Below are 19,224 nucleotides of genomic sequence, written 5' to 3' on the forward strand. Positions count from 1 at the left end.
ATCACTCTCTCGCGTCCGGGCCGCCGCGCACATCCCGGCGGCACGGGACGATTGCCGCTTCCTCCAGCGCGCGGCGCAGTTCGGCGGCGCTCCCGTAGCCGATCCGCGGCCTCTCGGTCAGCGCCCTGTCGAGCACGTCGGCCAGTGCCCCGGGGACGCCGGGGTCGCGGCGGCGGACCGGGACCGCGGGCCTGCGCAGCACCACGTGCCACGGGTCCTCGCCGGGCGGGAACTCCCGGGGCGGCTCGCCGGTCAGCATGCGGTAGAGGCAGGCGGCCAGCGCCCATACGTCCACGTCGGGCGCGGCCCCGCGGAAGTCGACGACCTGCTGCCGCGCCATGAACCGGGGCTTGCCCTCGGTCGCCCCGGTGCGGGTCAGGCCGCTGAGCCCGGCCCGGTCGAAGGCCTTGCCGATGCCGAAGTCGGCGATCTTCGCGCTGAGGGCGCCGTCGGCCTCCTCGTGCAGCAGGATGTTCGAGGGGCTCAGGTCGCGGTGGACCACGCCCTGCCCGTGCGCGTATTCCAGGCCCTTGAGCGCCTGGAGCGCCAGCGGCACCGCCTCCTCGGGCGGCATCCGGCCGCCGCGCGCGTCCAGCAGCCGGTCCAGGCTGCCGCGTGCGCAGTACTCGGTCGTCAGGTAGAAGGCGCCGTTCGCGAATCCGGCGTCGTGCAGGGCGGCGACGTGAGGGTGGGACAGTCCGCGGGTGAGGGCCACCTCGCGCAGGAAGCGGGCCCGCGCGGCGGGGCTCGCGGCCACCTTCGGCAGCATCACCTTCAGCGCCACCACCGTGCCGGTGGCCTCGTGTTCGGCGAGGTGGACCGCCCCCGTCCCGCCCCTGCCCAGCTCGCGGACCACGCGGTAGCCGCGGACGGCCCTCAGATCCTCGTGCCCCTCCCCCGCCAGCTCCAGCAGCAGGGCGAGCAGGGCGGCGGGTTCGGCCCGGCACGCGGCGCACACGATCTCGCCCGTACGGCCGTCCGCCGCGTCCCCCGCGTCCCGGCCGCACGTGGCGCAGCGGGCGCGGGCAGGGGCGGGCGGGGAGACGGGGGCGGGCTGCCGGGAGATGGCGACGCGCAGCACGGTGGCGCCGAGCCGTATCTCGTCGCCGTCGGCCAGATCGTGCTCGGGGTACGTCTCCCCCGCCGCCTCCTCGGGCGTGAGGCCCCGGCGCCGCTGGCCGATCTTCTCGCCGTTGACGTAGGTGCCGTTGAGGCTCCCGAAGTCCCGGACGCGGATGTCGGGCGGGTTGATGTCCAGCAGGCAGTGGTGCCGGGAGACGGTCCTGTGGCGCGCGTCGTCCGGCACCCGCGGCGAGCAGTCCGGGGAGCGGCCGAGCACCCGGGTGGTGCGCTCGCCGAAGACGTGCTCGCCGGGTTCGAGTCCCCCTCGGACGACCGTCAGGGTGACGGTGGCCTGCGGCGTCATCGCTCTCCTTCGCCTGGTGACGGCCCCGCGCCGACGCGCCGACTGTACCGACGCCGGGAATGGTCCTCGATGCCGCGCGGGCAGGCGTATTGCGCCGCTTCGGCGGGAGTTGTTCACTTGCCGCAGGCGCGCGGCGCGGGGGGCCGTCGCGGCCGTACGGGGGTGGCAGGGATGGTCCGTATGCGTACGTCGTCCGCGGTATCGGTCTGACATGCGGGAAGCGGAGTGGTTCCACAGGGCCGTCATCGCCCATCGCGAGGCTGCCGCCGCCTACCGGCGGGCCGGCGACCCGGGCGGCGAGGGGGCGGCGCTCGACGCGCTCGGCCTCGCGCTCCAGCAGGCGGAGCGGTACGACGAGGCGGTTCTCGCCCACACCGACGCGGCCACCGTCCTCCAGGGGGCCGGTGACCCGTGCGGCCGGGCGGAGGCGCTCGACAACCTCGGCCTCGCGCACCAGGGCGCGGACCGGTACGAGGAGGCCGTCGCCGCCCATATGCGGGCCGCCGCGCTCTACAGCGAGAACGGCGACCGGAACGGCGAGGGCCGGGCGTGCGGCAACCTCGGACTGGCCCTGCAGGGGGTAGGCCGCTTCGAGGAGGCCGTCGAGTACCACGTGCGCGGGCTGGAGGCCTTCCGCGAGACCGGCGACGCGGCGGGAGAGGCCGGGGCGCTCGACACCCTCGGCCTCGCGCTCCAGGAGGTGGAGCGCTTCGAGGACGCCATCACCGCCCACGCCCGCGCGGCCGACCTCTTCCGGGAGACGGGCGACGCGGAGGGCGAGGCCGACGCGCTGCACAATCTCGGCCTCGCGCACCAGAGCGCGGGCATCTCGCGCCGGTTCCGCCGCCGCCCGCCGCGACTCTGACCCGGCCCCGACCGCGGCCCTGATCCCGCCCCGAGTCCCTGACCTGGTCCGACGAGGCCGATGAGCCCATGCCCTCCGACCCTTGTCAAATATCCAGGATTCTGGTTACTGTGCGGTCGTGAACGCATTCGACGAGCGGTTCCTCACCCGCAACGGCCTGGCGGCGCGCCAGCTCGCGGCCCTCCTGCTGGGGCACGAGCCGGACACCCGGCTGCCCCGGGTCCGGGACCTCGCCGAGGAGCTGGGCTGCGGGAACGGCACCGTGCAGGCCGCGCTGCGGCTGCTGGAGGAGTCGGGCGCCGTCGAGACGGCCGCCCGCGGCCACCTCGGCACCTTCCTCGTCCGCTCGGACCGGTCCGTCCTGTGGCGGCTGTCCGGGCTCGGGACGCTGCTGGCCGCGATGCCGCTGCCGTACTCGCGGCGGTACGAGGGCCTGGCGACCGGCCTGCGCACGGCCTTCGACGAGGCGGGGACGCCGTTCGCGATCACCTTCATGCGGGGCGCCGGGGCGCGGACCACGGCGCTGCTGGAGGGCAAGGTCGACCTCGTCGTGCTCTCCCGGTTCGCCGCCGACCGGCTCCTGGAGGAGCACCCCGGCGAGCTGGAACTCGTCGTGGACCTGGGCCCCGCCACCTACGTGGGAGCGCACGGCCTGCTGGTCCGCGAGGGCGCCTCGCTGGACGCGCCCGGGCTGCGGGTCGCCGTGGACCACGCCTCGGAGGACCAGCGGATGCTCGCCGAGCGGGCCTTCGCGGGCCGCCCCGACATCGAGTGGGTCGAGGCCTCGTACATGCAGCTCGGTGACCTCTTCGAGCGCAAGCAGGCCGACGTGACGGTCTGGAACCTGGACGAGGTCCAGGGCCGCCCCAGCATGCGCGCCGACGTCCTGCCGCTCGGGGACGAGATAACGCGCGACCTCTCGCTGCGGAACTCGAAGGCGGCCGTCATCGGCCGCGCCGAGAGCGGTACGGCGCTGCGCGCCGTGCGGGACGCCGTCGACCCCGCCCGGGTCACCGCCCTGCAGAGCGAAGTCCTCCGAGGTGAGCGGATGCCGTCGTACTGACCCCGCGCGGGCCGCCGCGGAAGCGGTGAACACCCGCTGGGCGATGCCTCGTTGCCGCCCCGAGAATCCAGAATCCCGATTTCTGTCGAAGGAGACAGCCGTGGACGACCAGCTCGCACAGCGCATCCAGCTCTTCCGGGAGAGCGGCCAGGTCCGGCCCGAGGTGGCCGACTTCGTCACCGGCGAGCTGGCGGCGCTCGCCGACGAGGGCCGGCCCGTGACCGAGGAGAGCGCCGGGATGCTCACCAGCCATCTGATGATGGCGCTCACCCGGCTGCTGAACGGCGAGGCCATCGACGAGTTCAGCACCGACGAGCAGATCGCCGCCGAACTCGCCGACCGGCCCGAGGCCGTGGCCCGCGCCCGTACCACCGCCGAGCGCGCCCGCGCCGAACTGGGCGCCGCGCTCCCCGAGTCCGAGATCAACTTCCTGGCGATGCACCTGGCCGTCCTCGACCAGCGCGTCTCCGGCTGACCGCACGTCCCGCAACGAGCTGACCGCACGTCCCGCAACGACCATCCCTCGAAGACGAGAGAGGCATCCCCCATGACCAAGATCCTCACCGGCGGTGTCGGCAAGAACGAGGCCGCGAACGCGGTCAAGGCCCTCGGCCTCGACGGCGTCGAGGTCACCGTCTCCAGCGACATGGACGCGGCGATGAAGCTGCGCGCCGGGCAGGCCGACTACTACCTCGGCACCTGTCACACCGGCGCGGGCGCCTCGCTGGGCGTCCTGGTGGGCCTGATGGGACAGCCCGCCTGCCACACCTTCGGCCGCTCCGTACCGACCGAGGAGGAGGTCGAGGCCCTTCTCGCCGACGGCAAGAAGGTCTTCGGGTTCTCCATGGACCAGATCGACGCCGTCGCTCCCCTCATCGCCCGCGCCGCCGCACGGCGCGCGGCCTGAGGGACCGGCCACCCCGGGCTTGAGGAAGTGACCCCGTGAGTACCGTGACCGAGCTGGCGGCCTCCGCCTCCCTGGACTTCACCCTGCCGCAGGAGCTGACCGTCATCGCGCTGTGCGCGCTGACCGCGTTCATCTCCCACATGGCTCTGGCCGTCTTCAACGACGGCGTACGCCCCTTCATGCTGGACTTCATCCAGGGGCGCTCCACCCGCCCGGCCACCACGGCGGTCTCCTTCGGGCTCTCCGCCGGGTTCATCTTCGGGCTGGGGGCGCCGATGGCGCTCTCCTCCGGGGTGCTGAACCCCTGGCTGCTGTTCCTGCCCACCGATGTCCTGGGCCTGCTCTCCCCGAAGAAGTGGCTCGCGCCCCTCCTCGGCGGGGCGTGGGGCGCCGTCGTCGTCTTCGCGCTCGGCGGCGCCAACAACCTGGCGCACGACCTGCCGGTGGACTTCCTCACGGCGATGCAGCAGATGTCCACGCCGATCCTGTTCCTGTTCACGCTGTTCCCGGTGCTCGCCATCACCAAGCAGTTCGGCCGCAAATGGGGATCGGTCGCGGGCGTCCTCGAACTGGCCCTCGTCGTGATGACGATGAAGCTGTGGCCCGACATGTTCGCGGGCGCGCTGGCCATGGCCGTGGGCGTGCTGATGCTCATCGGGCTGGCCGTCCGCCGCGACCTCAAGCAGCGCGCGGCCGACCGGGCGGCGGCGATCGAGAACGGCGATCCGGACCCCGCCGAGGGCACGGAGGCCGCCGAGGACCCGATGGCCTCGCTGTTCAGCGCGAGCGCGGCGCGGCTGCGCCGCTACCTGCCGCTGTTCATGGTGCTGGGCGCCGGGGTGTGTCTGCTGGCGCAGATGCGGATATTCGGCGGCGGCGAGGCCACGAGCTTCCTCATCGCCAAGGGCCACATCTCCGAGGCCGCGCAGGTCGACTTCTACCGCGTGTTCGGCTTCATCCCGCTGATCGCGACCACGGCGCTCGCCTCCGGCGCGTACGGCATCGTGGGCTTCACCCTCGTCTACCCGATCGGGTACCTGCTGCCGAACCCGTTCCTGGCGCTCGTCGTCGGCGCGGCGGTCTTCGCCGTCGAGGTGCTGGCCCTCTCCTGGATCGGCCGGATACTCGGACGGCTGCCGAGCGTGCGGGACTCCTCCGAGCACCTGCGCAACGCGATCTCCGACTCGCTGCAACTGGCCATCCTCTTCGGCTCGCTGATGGCGGCGAACGCGATGGGAGCCGGGCTCGGCATCCTCATCGTCGGCGGCCTCTACCTGCTCAACGAGGCCATGGGGCGCCCCGTCGTCCGGATGGCGGCGGCCCCGGCGGCGGTGATCGTCGGCGGGATCCTGCTCAACGTCCTGTACTGGCTCGATCTGTTCACCCCGGTCAAGGGGTGAGCGTTCCCCTCGGCGACCGGAAAGGCACCGCACCATGAGCACACCGCACGCCTCCGGGCCCCTCGTGCGGACCGTCGCGGGACCGCTGTCCTGCGCGGCCGTCCCCGGCCCCGTGCTCGCCCACGAGCATCTCGTCCTCGACCTGGACCTCAAGGGCGACGGGGCGGCCGTCCTCGACGTGCCGCACCACGAGGAGCCGGTCACCCGCGAACTGGCCGGACTGCGCGAGCACTTCGGGCTCTCCCTCGTCGTGGAGCTGACCTGCCGGGGCATGGGCCGCGACGCGCGGGCCCTGGCGCGGATCGCGGAGCGGACGGGCGTGGCCGTGGTGGCGGCGACCGGCTGGTACTACGAGCCGTTCCACACCCCGGAGCTGGAGGGCGCGAGCATCGGACAGCTCACGGACACGCTGCTGGCGGAGGTGCGCGACGGGCTGGACGGCACGGACGTACGGCCCGGGGTGCTCGGCGAGGTGGGCAGTCACGGCGACACACCGAGCGACCCCGAGGCCCGCTCGCTGCGCGCGGCGGCCCGTGCGGCGCTGGAGTCGGACCTGTCGGTGGCCACCCACGCCCAGCTCGGGCGCGGCGGCCTGGCCCAGCTCGACCTGCTGACCGGCGAGGGGCTGCCGCCGCAGCGCGTGTGCGTCGGGCACCAGGACCTGCTCGACGAGCCCGGCGTCCACCGGGAGCTGGCGCGCTCCGGCGCGTACGTCGCCTTCGACACCGTCGGCAAGGAGAGCTACCAGAGCGACGAGACGCGGCTGCGGCTCCTGCTGGAGCTGCTGGAGGCCGGGCACGCCGACCGCGCGCTGCTGAGCTGCGACATCTCACGCCACGGCTACCTGCGTACCGAGGGCGGCCAGGGCTACGGACACCTGTTCCGCTCGTTCCTGCCCCGGCTGCGCGCCGAGGGCGTGGACGAGGACCTCATCGATCTGATGACGCGACGCAACCCGCTCCGCTTCCTGACCGGGGCGAGCACCGAGGAGATCTGACATGTCCGATCCGACGCCACCAGCCCTGCCCCGGACGTATCCGCTGGCGACCGTGGCGGTCGAGGACGCCGTGGCGCGGCAGTTCCGGCTGATCGAGGCCACCGCGGCGCACTTCGCGGGGCAGGAGCTGTTCGCGGCCGACGCCGGTGTCGTGCCCGGGCTGGGACGGCCGCGGACCACCGCCCGCGTCGAGGCCGTCCTCGCCGACTTCTTCGGTACCGAGGACGCCGCGCTCGTGCAGGGCGCGGGCACTGGGGCCATCCGGGCCGCGCTGAGCGCCGCCGTGGGCCCGGGCGAACCGCTGCTGATCCACCGCGCGCCCGTCTACCGCACGACCGCCGTCACGCTGCGCGGGCTGGGCGTCGAGACCGTCGAGGCGGACTTCAACGACCCGGCCGCGCTGCGGGAGGCGCTCGCCTCGGGCCGTTTCCGCTGGGCGTACGTCCAGCACACCCGGCAGCGGCTGACCGACTCCTACGACCCGGGCGAGGTGCTCGCCGCCTGCCGCGAGGCGGGCGTACGCACCCTGGTCGACGACAACTACGCGGTGCTGCGCGTGCCCGCCAGCGGCGTCGAACTGGGCGCCGACGCCTCCTGCTTCTCCCTGTTCAAGCTGCACGGGCCCGAGGGCGTCGGCGTCGTCGCGGGCAGCGCGGACCTCGTCGGACGGGTGCGCGGCGACAACTACTCCGGCGGCGGCCAGGTGCAGGGCCACCAGGCCCTCGACGCGCTGCGCGCCCTCACCCACGTACCGGTGATGTGGGCCGTGCAGTCCCGCACCGGCGAGGAGGCGGCCCGCCGCCTCGCGGCCGGCGAGGTGCCGGGCGTCGCGGAGGTGCGGCTCGCCAACGTGCAGGACCGCTGCCTCCTCGTACGGCTGGACCGGCCCGTCGCGCGGCGGCTCCCCGAGATCGCGGCCCGCTTCGGCGCCGCGCCCTACCCGGTCGGCTCCAACTCGCGCTACGAGATCGCGCCGCTCTTCTACCGGATGTCCAGCTCGACCCTGGACGACGCCCCCGAACTCGCCGACTGGGTCGTGCGGATCAACCCGATGCGCGCGGGAGCCGACCTGGTCCTGAACATCCTGCACCGCGCGCTGAGCCTCAGCGAGAGCGCCCCGTAAGGGGCGCGGGGAACTGCGCGACCAGCCACAACGCACCCGCAGCCTGCGGCGCACGGACAGGGGCACCCCCAATCCAGCCCCCCAGGCACCGCACCGCAACGCACCACGCGAAGGAATGGGAATTTGTTCCTCGACAGCCTCCTCGCCCGCAACCCCCGACTGGCCGAAGCGGCAACGGAGCTCCACCGGCGCGGCGAGATCCCGCCCGACACGTACGTCATGGACCGCGACGCCGTCGAGCAGAACGCCGCGCTCCTCGCCGGGGAGGCGCGCCGGCTCGGCCTGGGGCTGTGGTTCGTCGTCAAGCAGATCGGCCGCAACCCCGAGCTGATCCGGGCGATCGCGCGGAGCATCCCCGCCTACGCCGCCATCGACGCCGACGAGGCCCGCACCCTGCACGGCGCGGGCGCCCGCGCGGGCAACCTCGGCCATCTGGTGCAGATCCCGCGCCGCGCCCTGCCCGAGATGCTCGCCCTGCGCCCCGAGACGGTCACCGTCTACGACCTGGCCAACGCCCGCGCGGTCTCCGAGGAGGCCGAACGGCTCGGCCTCGTCCAGGACGTGCTGGTGAGGATCGAGGGGGCGCCCGGCGCGGTCTACCCCGGGCAGGAGGGCGGCGTGCCGCTCGACGGGCTCGACGCGTTCGCCGCCGCGCTCGAAGCGCTGCCCGGCGTACGGATCGCCGGGGTCACCGCCTTCCCCTGCGTCCTGTGCGACCCGGTCACCGGCGAGCCCGCGCCCACGCCCAACTTCGACCTCGCGCTCAAGGCCCGCGAGCTGCTCGCCGCGCGCGGGCACGGGGGCCTGAAGCTCAGCGCGCCGAGCGCCACCTCCATGGCCACGCTCCCGCTGCTGGCGCGGCTCGGCGCCACCCACGGGGAGCCCGGGCACGCGCTGACCGGCACGACGCCGCTGCACGCGCACGACATGTCCCAGCCGGAGAAGCCCGCGTACGTGTACGTCACCGAGGTCGCGCACACCCTCGCCGACGGCCGCCCGGCGCTCTTCGGCGGCGGCTTCTACCCGCGCTCCCACATCCGTACGGCGCTGCTGCCCCGCACCGGGCTGCGGCTGCCGGTGCAGGGGGCGCCCGCCGAGAACATCGACTACTACCGGCTGCTGGACGCCCCCCGGAGCGGCGACGAGGTCCGGCTCGGTGAGACCGCGCTCCTCGCGTTCCGCACGCAGGTCTTCGTCACCCGCTCCAAGGTCGCCGTCGTCGCGGGCCTCTCCTCCGGCGAGCCCCGGCTGACCGGCCTGTACGACGCACAGGGAAGGGCACTGGCATGAGCAGGACCGTCATCGTCGTCATCGACGGCTTCGGGGTCGGCGCGATGCCCGACGCGGGGGCGCTGCGCCCCGGCGACGCCGGGGCCGACACCTGCGGTCACGTCCTCGACCACGCCCGTACCCGTGGCGACAGGCCGCTGCGGCTGCCCGTCCTCGGCGCGCTCGGCCTCGGCCTGGTCCACCCGCACCCCGACCTCGCCCGGCGCACGCATCTGCCGGTGGCCGCCGGGCGGGCGGCGCTCGGCTACCCGGGCGCCGACACCTTCGCGGGCCATCAGACGATGATGGGCGCCGACTTCAGCCGCGTCACCGTCGCCCGGCTCGCCGCGCACCTGGACGAGGTGACCGGGGCCCTGCGCGCGGCGGGGCACCGCGTCGAACTCCTCGACGGGCGCCCCCTCCTCGTCGTCGACGGCGCCGTCCTCGTCCACGACAACCTGGAGGCCGACCCGGGCATCAACTGGAACGCCACCGGCCGCCTGGAGGACCTCGCCTTCGACGGGATCCTCGCCATCGCCCGTACGGTGCGCGCCGTCGCGCCCGTCGCGCGGGTGATCGCCGTCGGCGGCCACGCGGACGGCCCGCTCCGCGACTACGTACGGGACGGCGACGGCGGCACCGTCGGCCTCGACACCCCCGCGACCGGCGTGTACCGCAACGGCGGGCTGGAGGTCCAGCACCTGGGCGCTCCCCTGGACCACGCCCGGCAGCTCCCCGACCTCGCGGCGCGCGCGGGCATCCCCGTCACGCTCGTCGGCAAGGCCGCCGACATCCTGGCCTGCGAGGCGGCCGTACGGCGCCCCGCTGTGCCCACGGCCGACGTCTTCGCGCACACCCTCGAAGCCGTCCGCGCGCCCGGGGACGCGCTGGTCGTCGCCAACGTCCAGGAGAGCGACCTCGCGGGCCACCAGCAGGACCCGGAGCGTTACGGCCGCATCCTCGAACAGACCGACGCCGGGCTCGCCGCGCTCGTCTCGCTCCTGGACCGGCCCGGCGACCGCCTCGTCGTCACCGGCGACCACGGCAACGACCCGACGATCGGACACGCCTACCACACCCGCGAGTTCGTCCCCGTCCTCATCCACCGCCCCGAGGCCCCGGGCGTCGAACTCCTGCCGGACGCCGCCTCGCTCGCCGACATCGGCGCCACCGCCGCCGCCGCCCTCGCCCTCGACCCCACGGCCCTCGCCAGCGGCACCCGCATCGGCCGGACGGACGAGGTGGCCTGAGGGCGCGGATCCCGCCGGGATCACTACGCTGCACGCGTGCTCTCCTACGACGAGTTGACCGCCCCCGAGCGTGCGGTGTGGGACGCGTTCCCCGAGGGGCGCCAGGTGGATCTGCGTACGGGCGCGGCCGGGGAGGACCGGGCCGAAGAGGGCGGGCGGTGGGGCCCCGCCCGTACGGTCCGGGCCGAGGTGGTCGTGGCGCTCCTCCAGGGCGCCAACCCCGCCGGCGCGGGCGCCGTCGCCTGCCTCAAGCTCGCCGGGGCGCGGATCACGGGGCAACTCGGCCTGGCCGGTGCGCAGATCGACCACGCCCTGTGGCTCGAAGGCTGCTGGTGCGAGCAGGGGGTGGACCTCTCCGGGGCGGCGACGCGGACGCTCGTGCTCGTGGACAGCCGGGTGCCGGGCGTGGAGGCGGGGCTGATCCGGGTCGAGGGGCGCCTGGACCTGCGGCGCTCGCGCGTGGAGAGCGGCGCGCCCTCGCCCCTGAACCGCAGGGCCACCGCGCTGTCGCTCGTCAACGCCCAGGTGAGCGGCGCCGTGAACCTCAACGGGGCCGAGATCCTCGCGCCCGGGGAGTGGGCGGTGTCCGCGGGCGGACTGGTCGCGGAGGGCGGCGTCTACGCCCAGGACGGGTTCGCGGCGCACGGCGAACTCCGCTTCATGGGCGCCCAGATACCCGGCGGGCTGCACCTGCGGGACGCGCGGCTGGAGGACCCGGGGCCGCGCGGGGTGGCGCTCGCGCTGGACAACGCCGTGGCCCCGACGCTCGACTTCTCCGGCGGCTTCACCGCCCGCGGCACCGTACGGCTGCGCGGCGCGCAGGTCTCGGACAGCGTGAGCTTCGCGGGCGCCGTCCTCGACGGGCCGCCCGGCGGCCGCGGGCACGCGCTGTCCGCCCCGCTCCTGCGGGCCGCCGACCTCGATCTCGCGTTCGCCCGGCCGCCGTCCGGCGCCGTGGACCTGCACGGCGCGCAGGTGTCCCGCCTGCGCGACGACGAGCGGAGCTGGCCGGAGGTGATCGAGCTGGACGGCCTCGTCTACGGCGCCCTCGCGGGGGACGAGGCGGGCGGCCGGGACCCGGTGGCCCGCCGCCTGGCGTGGATCGGGCGGAGCCCGGGCTACAACCCGCAGCCCTACGAGCAGTTGGCGAGCTGGTACCGGCGCGACGGCCACGACGACGACGCGCGGCGCGTGCTCCTGGACAAGCAGCGCCGCCGCCAGCACACCCTGCCGCCGGTCGCGCGCCTGTGGGGGTATCTGCTCGACGCGACGGTCGGCTACGGCTACCGCCCCTGGCTGGCCGGGGTGTGGCTCGTCACGCTGACGGTGCTGGGCGCGCTGGTCTTCGGGGCGCACTCCCCCGTCCCGGTCAAGCGCGGCGAAGGCGCCCCGTTCCAGCCCCTCGTCTACACGCTGGACCTCCTGGTCCCCGTCGGCGGCCTGGGGCAGCGCACGGCCTGGTACTGGCCGCAGGACGGGCCGCAGTGGCTGGCCTACGCGCTGATCGCCCTCGGCTGGGTGCTGACGACCGCCGTCCTCGCGGGCGTGACCCGCGTCCTGCAGAAGAACTGACGGCCGCCGCCGGGCGCACTACCCACGCGCGGGGATCTCCGTCTAGGCTGACGGTGCAACTGGTTCGCCCCGCCCGCCAGGTGGGACGCGTCGTAAGAGGGAACCCGGTGCGATTCCGGGACTGCCCCGCAGCGGTGAGTGGGAACGACCGCCGTCATGAGCACTGGGCCCGACGAACGGGGCCTGGGAAGCGACGGCCAGTAGGAGCCCGCCGGGACCGGAGATCCGGCCCGGCACGGTGTGCCCATGAGTCCGAAGACCTGCCCGTTGTCCGTGCGCGCTCCTGCGTGTGCGGTCCATCCCGGTGACCTCGAGGGCAGGTCGGCGCACACAGTTCAGGCGGACAGGCGCATGCCGCGCGTCGCATCCCCGCCGTTCTCCGCCCCCTTCGCGCTCTCGTCCCGTCCCGGGATCCGACGAGACATCTCGCGAAGGAGATCTCCGTGACAGCGAAGTCCGCAGCCGCGGCAGCACGGGCCACCGTGGCCACCGTGTACGGCTATCCCCGCCAGGGCCCCGACCGGGAGCTGAAGAAGGCCGTCGAGGGCTTCTGGAAGGGCCGCGTCACCGCCGACGAGCTGGCCCGTACGGCCGCCGGCCTGCGCGAGGCCAACTGGCGACAGCTCGCAGAGGCCGGTGTCCACGAGGTGCCGACCGGCGACTTCTCGTACTACGACCACATGCTCGACACCGGCGTCATGGTCGGCGCCGTGCCCGACCGGCACCGCGAGGCCGTCGCGGCCGACGCGCTGGGCGGGTACTTCGCGATGGCCCGCGGCACCCAGGACGTGGCGCCCCTGGAGATGACCAAGTGGTTCGACACCAACTACCACTACCTCGTGCCGGAACTGGGCCCGGACACCGTCTTCGCCGCGAACCCCGCCAAGCAGGTGTCCGAGCTGAGGGAGGCCCTGACGCTCGGCCTCACGGCCCGGCCGGTCCTCGTCGGCCCGGTCACCTTCCTGCTGCTGGCCAAGCCCGCGCCGGGGGCCGCCGCCGACTTCGAACCGCTGAGCCTGCTGGAGCGGCTGCTGCCGGTCTACGCGGAGGTGCTCGCCGATCTGCGGGCCACGGGCGCCGAGTGGGTGCAGCTCGACGAGCCCGCGCTCGTCCAGGACCGCACGCCGGAGGAGCTGGAGGCGGCGGCGCGCGCCTACCGTGCGCTGGGCGGGCTCGCGGACCGCCCCAAGCTGCTGGTCGCCTCGTACTTCGACCGGCTCGGGGACGCCCTCCCCGTCCTGGCCAAGAGCCCCGTGGACGGCCTGGCCGTCGACTTCACCGGCCCCGCCGCCGCGAACCTGGACGCCATCGCCGCCAACGGCGGCCTGCCCGGCAAGCGCCTGGTCGCCGGGGTGGTCGACGGGCGCAACGTCTGGATCAACGACCTGGAGAGGTCCCTCTCCACCCTCGGCACCCTTCTCGGCCTCGCCGACCGGGTCGACGTGGCCGCCTCCTGCTCGCTGCTGCACGTCCCGCTCGATGCCAGGGCCGAGCGGGACATCGACGGCGAGGTGCTGCGCTGGCTGGCGTTCGCCCGGCAGAAGACCGCCGAGGTCGTCACCCTCGCCAGGGGTCTCGCCCGGGGCACCGACGCCATCGCCGGGGAACTCTCCGCCAACCGCGCGGACCTGGCCTCGCGCAGCGCCTCCTCCCTGACCCACGACCCGGCCGTACGGGCGCGGGCCGCCGCCGTCACCGAGGCCGACACACGGCGCTCCCAGCCGTACGACCGGCGCGTCGCCGCGCAGCGCGCGCACCTGGGCCTGCCGCTGCTGCCCGTCACCACCATCGGCTCGTTCCCGCAGACCACCGCGCTGCGCACCGCGCGCGCCGACCTGCGCGCCGGGCGGATCGGCACGGAGGCGTACGAGGACCGGATCAAGACCGAGATCCGCGACGTGCTGGCCTTCCAGGAGAAGGCGGGCATCGACGTCCTGGTGCACGGCGAGCCCGAACGCAACGACATGGTGCAGTACTTCGCCGAGCAGCTCAGCGGCTATCTGGCCACGCGGCACGGCTGGGTCCAGTCCTATGGCACCCGTTATGTGCGCCCGCCGGTCCTGGCCGGTGACATCTCGCGCCAGGAGCCGATGAGCGTGCGCTGGACGGCGTACGCCCAGTCGCTGACCACCCGTCCCGTCAAGGGCATGCTGACGGGGCCGGTCACGATGCTGGCCTGGTCCTTCGTCCGCGACGACCAGCCGCTCGGCGACACGGCGCGGCAGGTCGCGCTCGCCCTGCGCGACGAGGTGAACGACCTGGAGGCGGCCGGGACGTCCGTGATCCAGGTCGACGAGCCCGCACTGCGCGAGACGCTCCCGCTGCGCGCCGCCGACCGTGACGCGTATCTGGCGTGGGCCACCGAGGCGTTCCGGCTGTCCACCGGCGGCGTGCGGCCCGACACCCAGATCCACACCCACATGTGCTACGCCGAGTTCGGCGACATCGTCCAGGCCATCGACGACATCGACGCCGACGTCATCAGCCTGGAGGCCGCCCGCTCGCACATGCAGGTGGCCCACGAACTGGCCGATCACGGCTACCCGCGGGAGGCGGGGCCCGGGGTGTACGACATCCACTCGCCCCGCGTCCCCGGCGTGGAGGAGGCGACGGCGCTGCTGCGCAAGGGCCTTGAGGCCATCCCGCCGGAGCGGCTGTGGGTCAACCCGGACTGCGGGCTGAAGACCCGCGGCTGGCCGGAGACCCGGGCGTCGCTGGAGAACCTGGTCGCCGCCGCGCGCGCGGTCCGCCGGGAGCTGCCCGGCCGCGCGGACTGACGCCCGCCCCGAGACCGTGGCCCGGGGCGGTGGGCAGGTGGCCCTTCCACCGCCCCGGGCCACACCCTCCCGTACGCGCGTGCGCTCGCGCCCGTACGCGCGTGCCGCTCGCGGTCAGCCGCCCTCCAGGGCGTCGGCCCGTCGTTCCAGGTCCGCCGCGACGCCGTCCCAGTCGGGGCCGTGCAGCCACAGGCTCCGGGCCGCCTCCCGCATCAGCTCCGGCTCGTCCGGGCGTTGCAGGAGGACCAGCCGGTAGGCCAGGTTGCGGATCCAGACGGGCAGCAGGCCGTCGACGAGGTGGGGGCTCAGCTCCCGCAGCATCGCCAGGATCGCGTCCGGGTCCGCGAAGGTCAGCTCCTCGACGAAGAGGTGCTCGCGGTGCTCCGCCGCGCACGCGGGCGTGTCCCGGTACTCGTCGCCGTAGAGGCACCGGGCGTGCTCCGTGAGGGTGCTGTGCATGCGGCGGAGCTTACGGAGCCCGCGGCCCGGGTCCTCAGCGCAGCCCCTCGTAGTCCGGCCCGACGGTGAGGGTCACGGCTCCCGGGACCACTCCCCCTTCGCCTCCCCGTGTCGCCGGGTCCGGCAGGCGGGAGGCGAGGACCTGGGCGGGGCGCCGCAGCCTCTCGGGGTAGCTCACCGTCGTCCTCCCGACGCGCTTGGGGGCGTTGCCGGTCGTCGTCACGGTGAATCCGAGGGCCCGCAGGTCCTTGGCGACCTCGGCCGCGCGCCCGGAGACGCCGGTCCCGTTGAGGACCTGGACGCGGACGGAGCGGGTGGGGATCGGCTTCTTGCTCGCGGCCTTCAGCCGCTTCTTGTCGACCTCCTTGTCGTGCGCGAGCTTGTCGAACAGCTCGGCGGCCTGCGGGTACTGCCACACGACGTTGGCCCTGTCGCTGGGGACATCGGCCTGGCGCGGATAGTTCGGCACGGTCAGGAAGGTGAGCCGGTCCTTGGGGATGCCCTTGACCTCGTTGGCCAGGTCGTAGAGCGGCTTGAGCCCGGCGAGGTCCTTGTCGGTGGTCAGCGACTTGGTCGTCTCGTCGAGGAAGTCGTAGAGGTCGTCGGGGCTGGTGAGCTTCTTCTGCGCCTTCTCGGCGAGGGCCCGCATGAACTCCTGCTGGCGGCCTATGCGGCCCAGGTCGGAGCCGTCGCCGACGCTGTAGCGGGTACGGACGTAGCCCAGGGCCTTCTCGTCCTTGACGGTCTGGCAGCCCGCCGCCATGTCGAGGTGGGCCTTCTTGTCGTGGATGGGCTCCTTCGGACAGACCTCGATGCCGCCGAGGGCGTTGACCATGCCCTTGAAGCCCTGGAAGTCCACCGACATGAAGTGGTCCATGCGCAGTCCGGTGTTCGCCTCGACGGTCTTGATGGTGCAAGCCGCCGCGCCCGCGATGTCTCCCTTGCTGCCGCCTATCGCGAACGACTCGTTGATCTTGAAGGAGTGCGGCGCGGACTTCTTGCCGTCGCCCCGTTCGCAGGACGGGATGCGGACGTAGGAGTCGCGGGGCAGCGACATCACCGTCGCCCACTTACGGTCGGCCGCGAGGTGCACGACCATCAGGGTGTCGGACTGCATCGTCTCCAGGCCCTTGCCGTACTTCGCGTTCGCGCCCGCACGGCTGTCCGATCCCACGACGAGGATGTTCTTCGACCCGGGGCTGAGATTGTCCGGCCGGTCGTCGCCGAGCCGGTGTTCCAGGTCCGTGGAGGTGATGTTCCCGTCGAGGTGCCGGTACATCCAGAAGCCCGCCCCCGCGACGCCGAGCACCAGCGCCGCCAGCACGCCGCCCGTCCACGCGAGGATCCGCCCGCGACGGGTCAGCCGGGTCTTCGGGCCCTTCTTCTTTCTGCGGCGTCCGCGACCCGGACGCTCGTCACGCACAGCCGGGCTCCGCCCCGGCGCGGCGTATCGCGCTCACGTTCATGAGATCGCACTCTACATAGCTGTAGAACGGTCGCACAGGCTCCCGGGCGCGCCTTCCTCTACAGTGACTGTCGAAGTTACGGTGTCCACCCGGCATGCCGAGCCCCCGCATGCCCAGCAAAAGGAGCGACGGCCCGCGATGAGTGAGCCGCCAAGTACCCGCACCACCACCCCGACGAACGCCTCCCGCGGCGACCACGGATGAGCGCCGTCCTCGGCCTGCTCGCCGTCCTGGTCCTCACCGCGGGCACCGGATACTTCGTCGCCCAGGAGTTCGCCTACGTCGCCGCCGACCGGCTCGCGCTCGCGCGGGAGGCCGAGGCGGGCGACAAGAGGGCCGCCCGCGCCGTACGGGTGCTGGAGAAGCTCTCGTTCATGCTCTCCGGCGCCCAGCTCGGCATCACGGTCACCGGCCTCGTCGTCGGCTTCCTCGCCGAGCCCTCGGTCTCCGCGCTGCTGCGGCCCGCGCTGGAGGGCACGGGCCTCGGTGACGGCGCCGTCTCCGGCATCTCCGTCGTCGCGGGCTTCCTCGTCGCCACCGTGCTCCAGATGGTGCTGGGCGAACTGGCCCCCAAGAACCTCGCCCTCGCCGTCCCCGAGCGGCTCGCGAAGTCCCTGGCCGCCTCCACCCTGGCGTACCTCAAGGCCGTCGGCCCGCTCGTACGGGTCTTCGACAGCGCGGCGAACGCCCTGCTCCGCAGGGTCGGCATCGAGCCCGTCGAAGAGCTGCACCACGGGGCCACCCTGGAGGAGCTGAGCCATCTCATCGACGCGTCCCACGAGCAGGGCGCGCTGCCCCGGCACACCGCCGAACTCCTCGACCACGCCCTGGAGTTCTCCGAGCGCACCCTCGGCCGGGTCATGGTGCCGCGCGCCGAGGCGGTCTTCGTCCGCGCGGACGCCTCCGCCGCCGAGGCCGTGGAGCTGATCGCCGCGCACGGCCACTCCCACTACCCCGTGCTCGGCGGCCACCCGGACGACGTCGCCGGAGTGCTGGGCGTACGCGAGCTGATGCGGCTGCCCGCCGGCCGGTTCGGCGACAGCACGGCCGCCGCGCTCGCCCGCCCCGCGCTGCTGCTGCCCGACTCCCTGCCGCTGCCCGAGGCGGTGGCGCGGATGCGCGAGCGCGACGACGAGTTCGCGGTCGTCCTGGACGAGCACGGCGGCCTCGACGGGATCGTCACCTACGAGGACATCGCCGAGGAGCTGGTCGGCGACATCGCGGACGAGAGCGACACCGTCGTCGAACCCGCGGTCGCCGACGGCAGCGGCTGGCTGGTGGACGCCGGGCGCCGGCTGGACGAGATCGCCGCCGCCACCGGCATCGTGCTGCCCGAGGAGCAGGACTACGAGACGGTCGCCGGACTCGTCGTCGACCGGCTGGGCCGCTTCCCCGCCGTGGACGACCGGCTGACCGTGGACCTGCCCGACGGGGACCGCGCCGCGCTCCACGTACGGACGCTGGACCGCCACGTGCCCGACCGCGTACGCCTCGAACGCCTCCCGGGGCCCGGCCCGTACCTGGAGTCCGGGCCCGAGGCCGACTCCGGCCCCGAGGAGGAGACGACCTCATGAGCTTCCCCCTGGCCCTCCTCGTCACCGTCCTCCTGCTGATCGGCAGCGGCTTCTTCGTCGCGGCCGAGTTCGCGCTCGTCGCCGCCAAGCGGCACCGCGTCGAACAGGCCGTCGCCGAGGGCCGGCGCGGCGCGAAGGCAGCGCTCGCCGGGATGCGCGAGCTGTCCCTGATGCTGGCCGGGGCCCAGCTCGGCATCACCGTCTGCACCCTCGGCCTGGGCTCGATCTCCAAGCCCGCCGTCTCGCACGCGCTGGACCCGCTCCTGGAACGGCTCGGCCTGCCCGCGGGCCTCAGTTACGGCATCGCCTTCGCCGTCGCCATGGTCGTCGTGGTCTTCCTGCACATGGTGATCGGCGAGATGGCCCCCAAATCCTGGGCCATCGCCCACCCCGAGCGCTCGGCGATGCTGCTCACGCCCGCCTTCCGCGCCCTCGTCACCGTCGTACGCCCGCTGATCCGGCTGTTCAACACGGTGAGCAACGCCCTCGTACGGCTGTGCCGGGTCACCCCGCGCGACGAGCTGGCCTCGGTCCACAGCCGCGAGCAGCTCACCCAGCTCGTCGCCGAGTCCGCGCGCCTGGGCCTGATCAGCGCCACCGACTCCGGGCTGCTCACCAGCTCCCTCACCCAGCCCCTGACGCCGGTCGGCGACCTCCGGGTGCCCGCCGCGCGGATCACCTCGGTGCCCGCGGACGCGGACCTCGACACGGTGCTGGGCATCGCGGCCGAAAAGGACCGCACCCGCCTCCTCGTACGCGACGGGGACGCGGTCACCGGCTCCCTCCACGCGCGCGACGCCCTGGTCGCCCGGTCCCGGGGCCGCCGGCTCACGGCCGCGGAACTGGCCCGGCCGGTACCGGAACTCACCGAGGCCACCACCGTCGCCCTCGCCGTCGAGACCCTCCGCGAGGCCCGTACGACCCTCGCCGTCGTCCGCGACGACGCGGGCGAGCTGACCGGCCTGATCAGCCTGGACGACCTCCTGTCCCGCCTCCTCGAACCGGAGCCCGGTCCGGAGCCCGCCGCCGGGCGGTGAACGGGCGTGGGCCGCGCCTCCCGGCGGAGGCGCGGCCCA

At 74.0% G+C, this 19,224-nt stretch carries 16 protein-coding genes and 1 riboswitch; of the genes, 13 read left to right on the forward strand and 3 right to left on the reverse strand.

Features of this window, described 5'->3' with window-relative positions; all coding sequences use genetic code 11:
- Position 1: 1 nt before the first annotated feature.
- Positions 2-1,426, reverse strand: coding sequence for an FHA domain-containing serine/threonine-protein kinase (locus tag ABD343_RS09805; protein ID WP_344526214.1), 1,425 nt, complete (start codon positions 1,424-1,426; stop codon positions 2-4).
- A 211-nt stretch (positions 1,427-1,637) separates the two neighbouring features.
- Between ABD343_RS09805 and ABD343_RS09810 the strand changes: the two genes are divergently transcribed.
- The 11 genes from ABD343_RS09810 (at position 1,638) to metE (ending at position 14,649) form a co-directional block, all read left to right on the forward strand.
- Positions 1,638-2,291 carry a tetratricopeptide repeat protein gene (locus ABD343_RS09810; protein WP_344526216.1) on the forward strand — a complete coding sequence of 218 codons (654 nt, stop codon included), beginning with the start codon at positions 1,638-1,640 and terminating at the stop codon, positions 2,289-2,291.
- 118 nt (positions 2,292-2,409) lie between these two features.
- Entirely contained in the window at positions 2,410-3,354 is a 945-nt protein-coding gene (yhfZ, locus tag ABD343_RS09815; protein WP_344526218.1) for a GntR family transcriptional regulator YhfZ, read from the forward strand.
- Positions 3,355-3,454: 100 nt separating this feature from the next.
- A complete protein-coding gene (locus ABD343_RS09820; RefSeq protein ID WP_344526220.1) occupies positions 3,455-3,829 on the forward strand; it encodes a PRD domain-containing protein in 375 nt (124 codons plus the stop codon).
- 72 nt (positions 3,830-3,901) lie between these two features.
- On the forward strand, positions 3,902-4,261 hold the full coding sequence (locus ABD343_RS09825; RefSeq protein ID WP_344526222.1) for a DUF2620 domain-containing protein: 360 nt from the start codon (positions 3,902-3,904) through the stop codon (positions 4,259-4,261).
- Positions 4,262-4,296: 35 nt separating this feature from the next.
- Complete coding sequence (locus ABD343_RS09830) at positions 4,297-5,661, forward strand: YhfT family protein (RefSeq protein WP_425578132.1); 1,365 nt, start codon at positions 4,297-4,299, stop codon at positions 5,659-5,661.
- A gap of 34 nt (positions 5,662-5,695) precedes the next feature.
- Positions 5,696-6,658 (forward strand): phosphotriesterase family protein, encoded by a 963-nt coding sequence (locus tag ABD343_RS09835; RefSeq protein WP_344526224.1) that lies wholly within the window; start codon positions 5,696-5,698, stop codon positions 6,656-6,658.
- A gap of 1 nt (position 6,659) precedes the next feature.
- On the forward strand, positions 6,660-7,781 hold the full coding sequence (locus ABD343_RS09840; protein WP_344526226.1) for an aminotransferase class V-fold PLP-dependent enzyme: 1,122 nt from the start codon (positions 6,660-6,662) through the stop codon (positions 7,779-7,781).
- Between the two features lie 123 nt (positions 7,782-7,904).
- The gene (locus tag ABD343_RS09845; protein WP_344526228.1) at positions 7,905-9,071 is read left to right on the forward strand and encodes an alanine racemase; all 1,167 of its coding nucleotides are present in this window, start codon (positions 7,905-7,907) and stop codon (positions 9,069-9,071) included.
- A complete protein-coding gene (locus ABD343_RS09850) occupies positions 9,068-10,300 on the forward strand; it encodes a phosphopentomutase (RefSeq protein WP_344526230.1) in 1,233 nt (410 codons plus the stop codon). The genes ABD343_RS09845 and ABD343_RS09850 overlap by 4 nt, the downstream gene beginning before the upstream one ends.
- 36 nt (positions 10,301-10,336) lie before the next feature.
- Positions 10,337-11,872, forward strand: coding sequence for an oxidoreductase (locus tag ABD343_RS09855; protein WP_344526232.1), 1,536 nt, complete (start codon positions 10,337-10,339; stop codon positions 11,870-11,872).
- 43 nt (positions 11,873-11,915) lie between these two features.
- Positions 11,916-12,154, forward strand: a riboswitch (cobalamin riboswitch).
- A gap of 161 nt (positions 12,155-12,315) precedes the next feature.
- Positions 12,316-14,649: a 5-methyltetrahydropteroyltriglutamate--homocysteine S-methyltransferase gene (gene metE / locus ABD343_RS09860; RefSeq protein ID WP_344526234.1), complete on the forward strand. Its 2,334-nt coding sequence runs from the start codon at positions 12,316-12,318 to the stop codon at positions 14,647-14,649.
- Between the two features lie 114 nt (positions 14,650-14,763).
- Here the strand turns inward: metE and ABD343_RS09865 are convergent, their stop codons facing one another.
- On the reverse strand, positions 14,764-15,108 hold the full coding sequence (locus ABD343_RS09865; protein ID WP_344526236.1) for a hypothetical protein: 345 nt from the start codon (positions 15,106-15,108) through the stop codon (positions 14,764-14,766).
- Between the two features lie 34 nt (positions 15,109-15,142).
- Complete coding sequence (locus ABD343_RS09870) at positions 15,143-16,531, reverse strand: LCP family protein (protein WP_486387847.1); 1,389 nt, start codon at positions 16,529-16,531, stop codon at positions 15,143-15,145.
- A 243-nt stretch (positions 16,532-16,774) separates the two neighbouring features.
- Between ABD343_RS09870 and ABD343_RS09875 the strand changes: the two genes are divergently transcribed.
- Both ABD343_RS09875 and ABD343_RS09880 read left to right on the forward strand, forming a co-directional pair.
- On the forward strand, positions 16,775-18,148 hold the full coding sequence (locus ABD343_RS09875; protein WP_344526238.1) for a hemolysin family protein: 1,374 nt from the start codon (positions 16,775-16,777) through the stop codon (positions 18,146-18,148).
- Positions 18,145-19,185, forward strand: coding sequence for a CNNM domain-containing protein (locus tag ABD343_RS09880; protein WP_344526240.1), 1,041 nt, complete (start codon positions 18,145-18,147; stop codon positions 19,183-19,185). The genes ABD343_RS09875 and ABD343_RS09880 overlap by 4 nt, the downstream gene beginning before the upstream one ends.
- The last annotated feature ends 39 nt before the right edge of the window (positions 19,186-19,224 follow it).

This window comes from Streptomyces albiaxialis (assembly GCF_039530985.1).
GTDB lineage: Bacteria > Actinomycetota > Actinomycetes > Streptomycetales > Streptomycetaceae > Streptomyces > Streptomyces albiaxialis.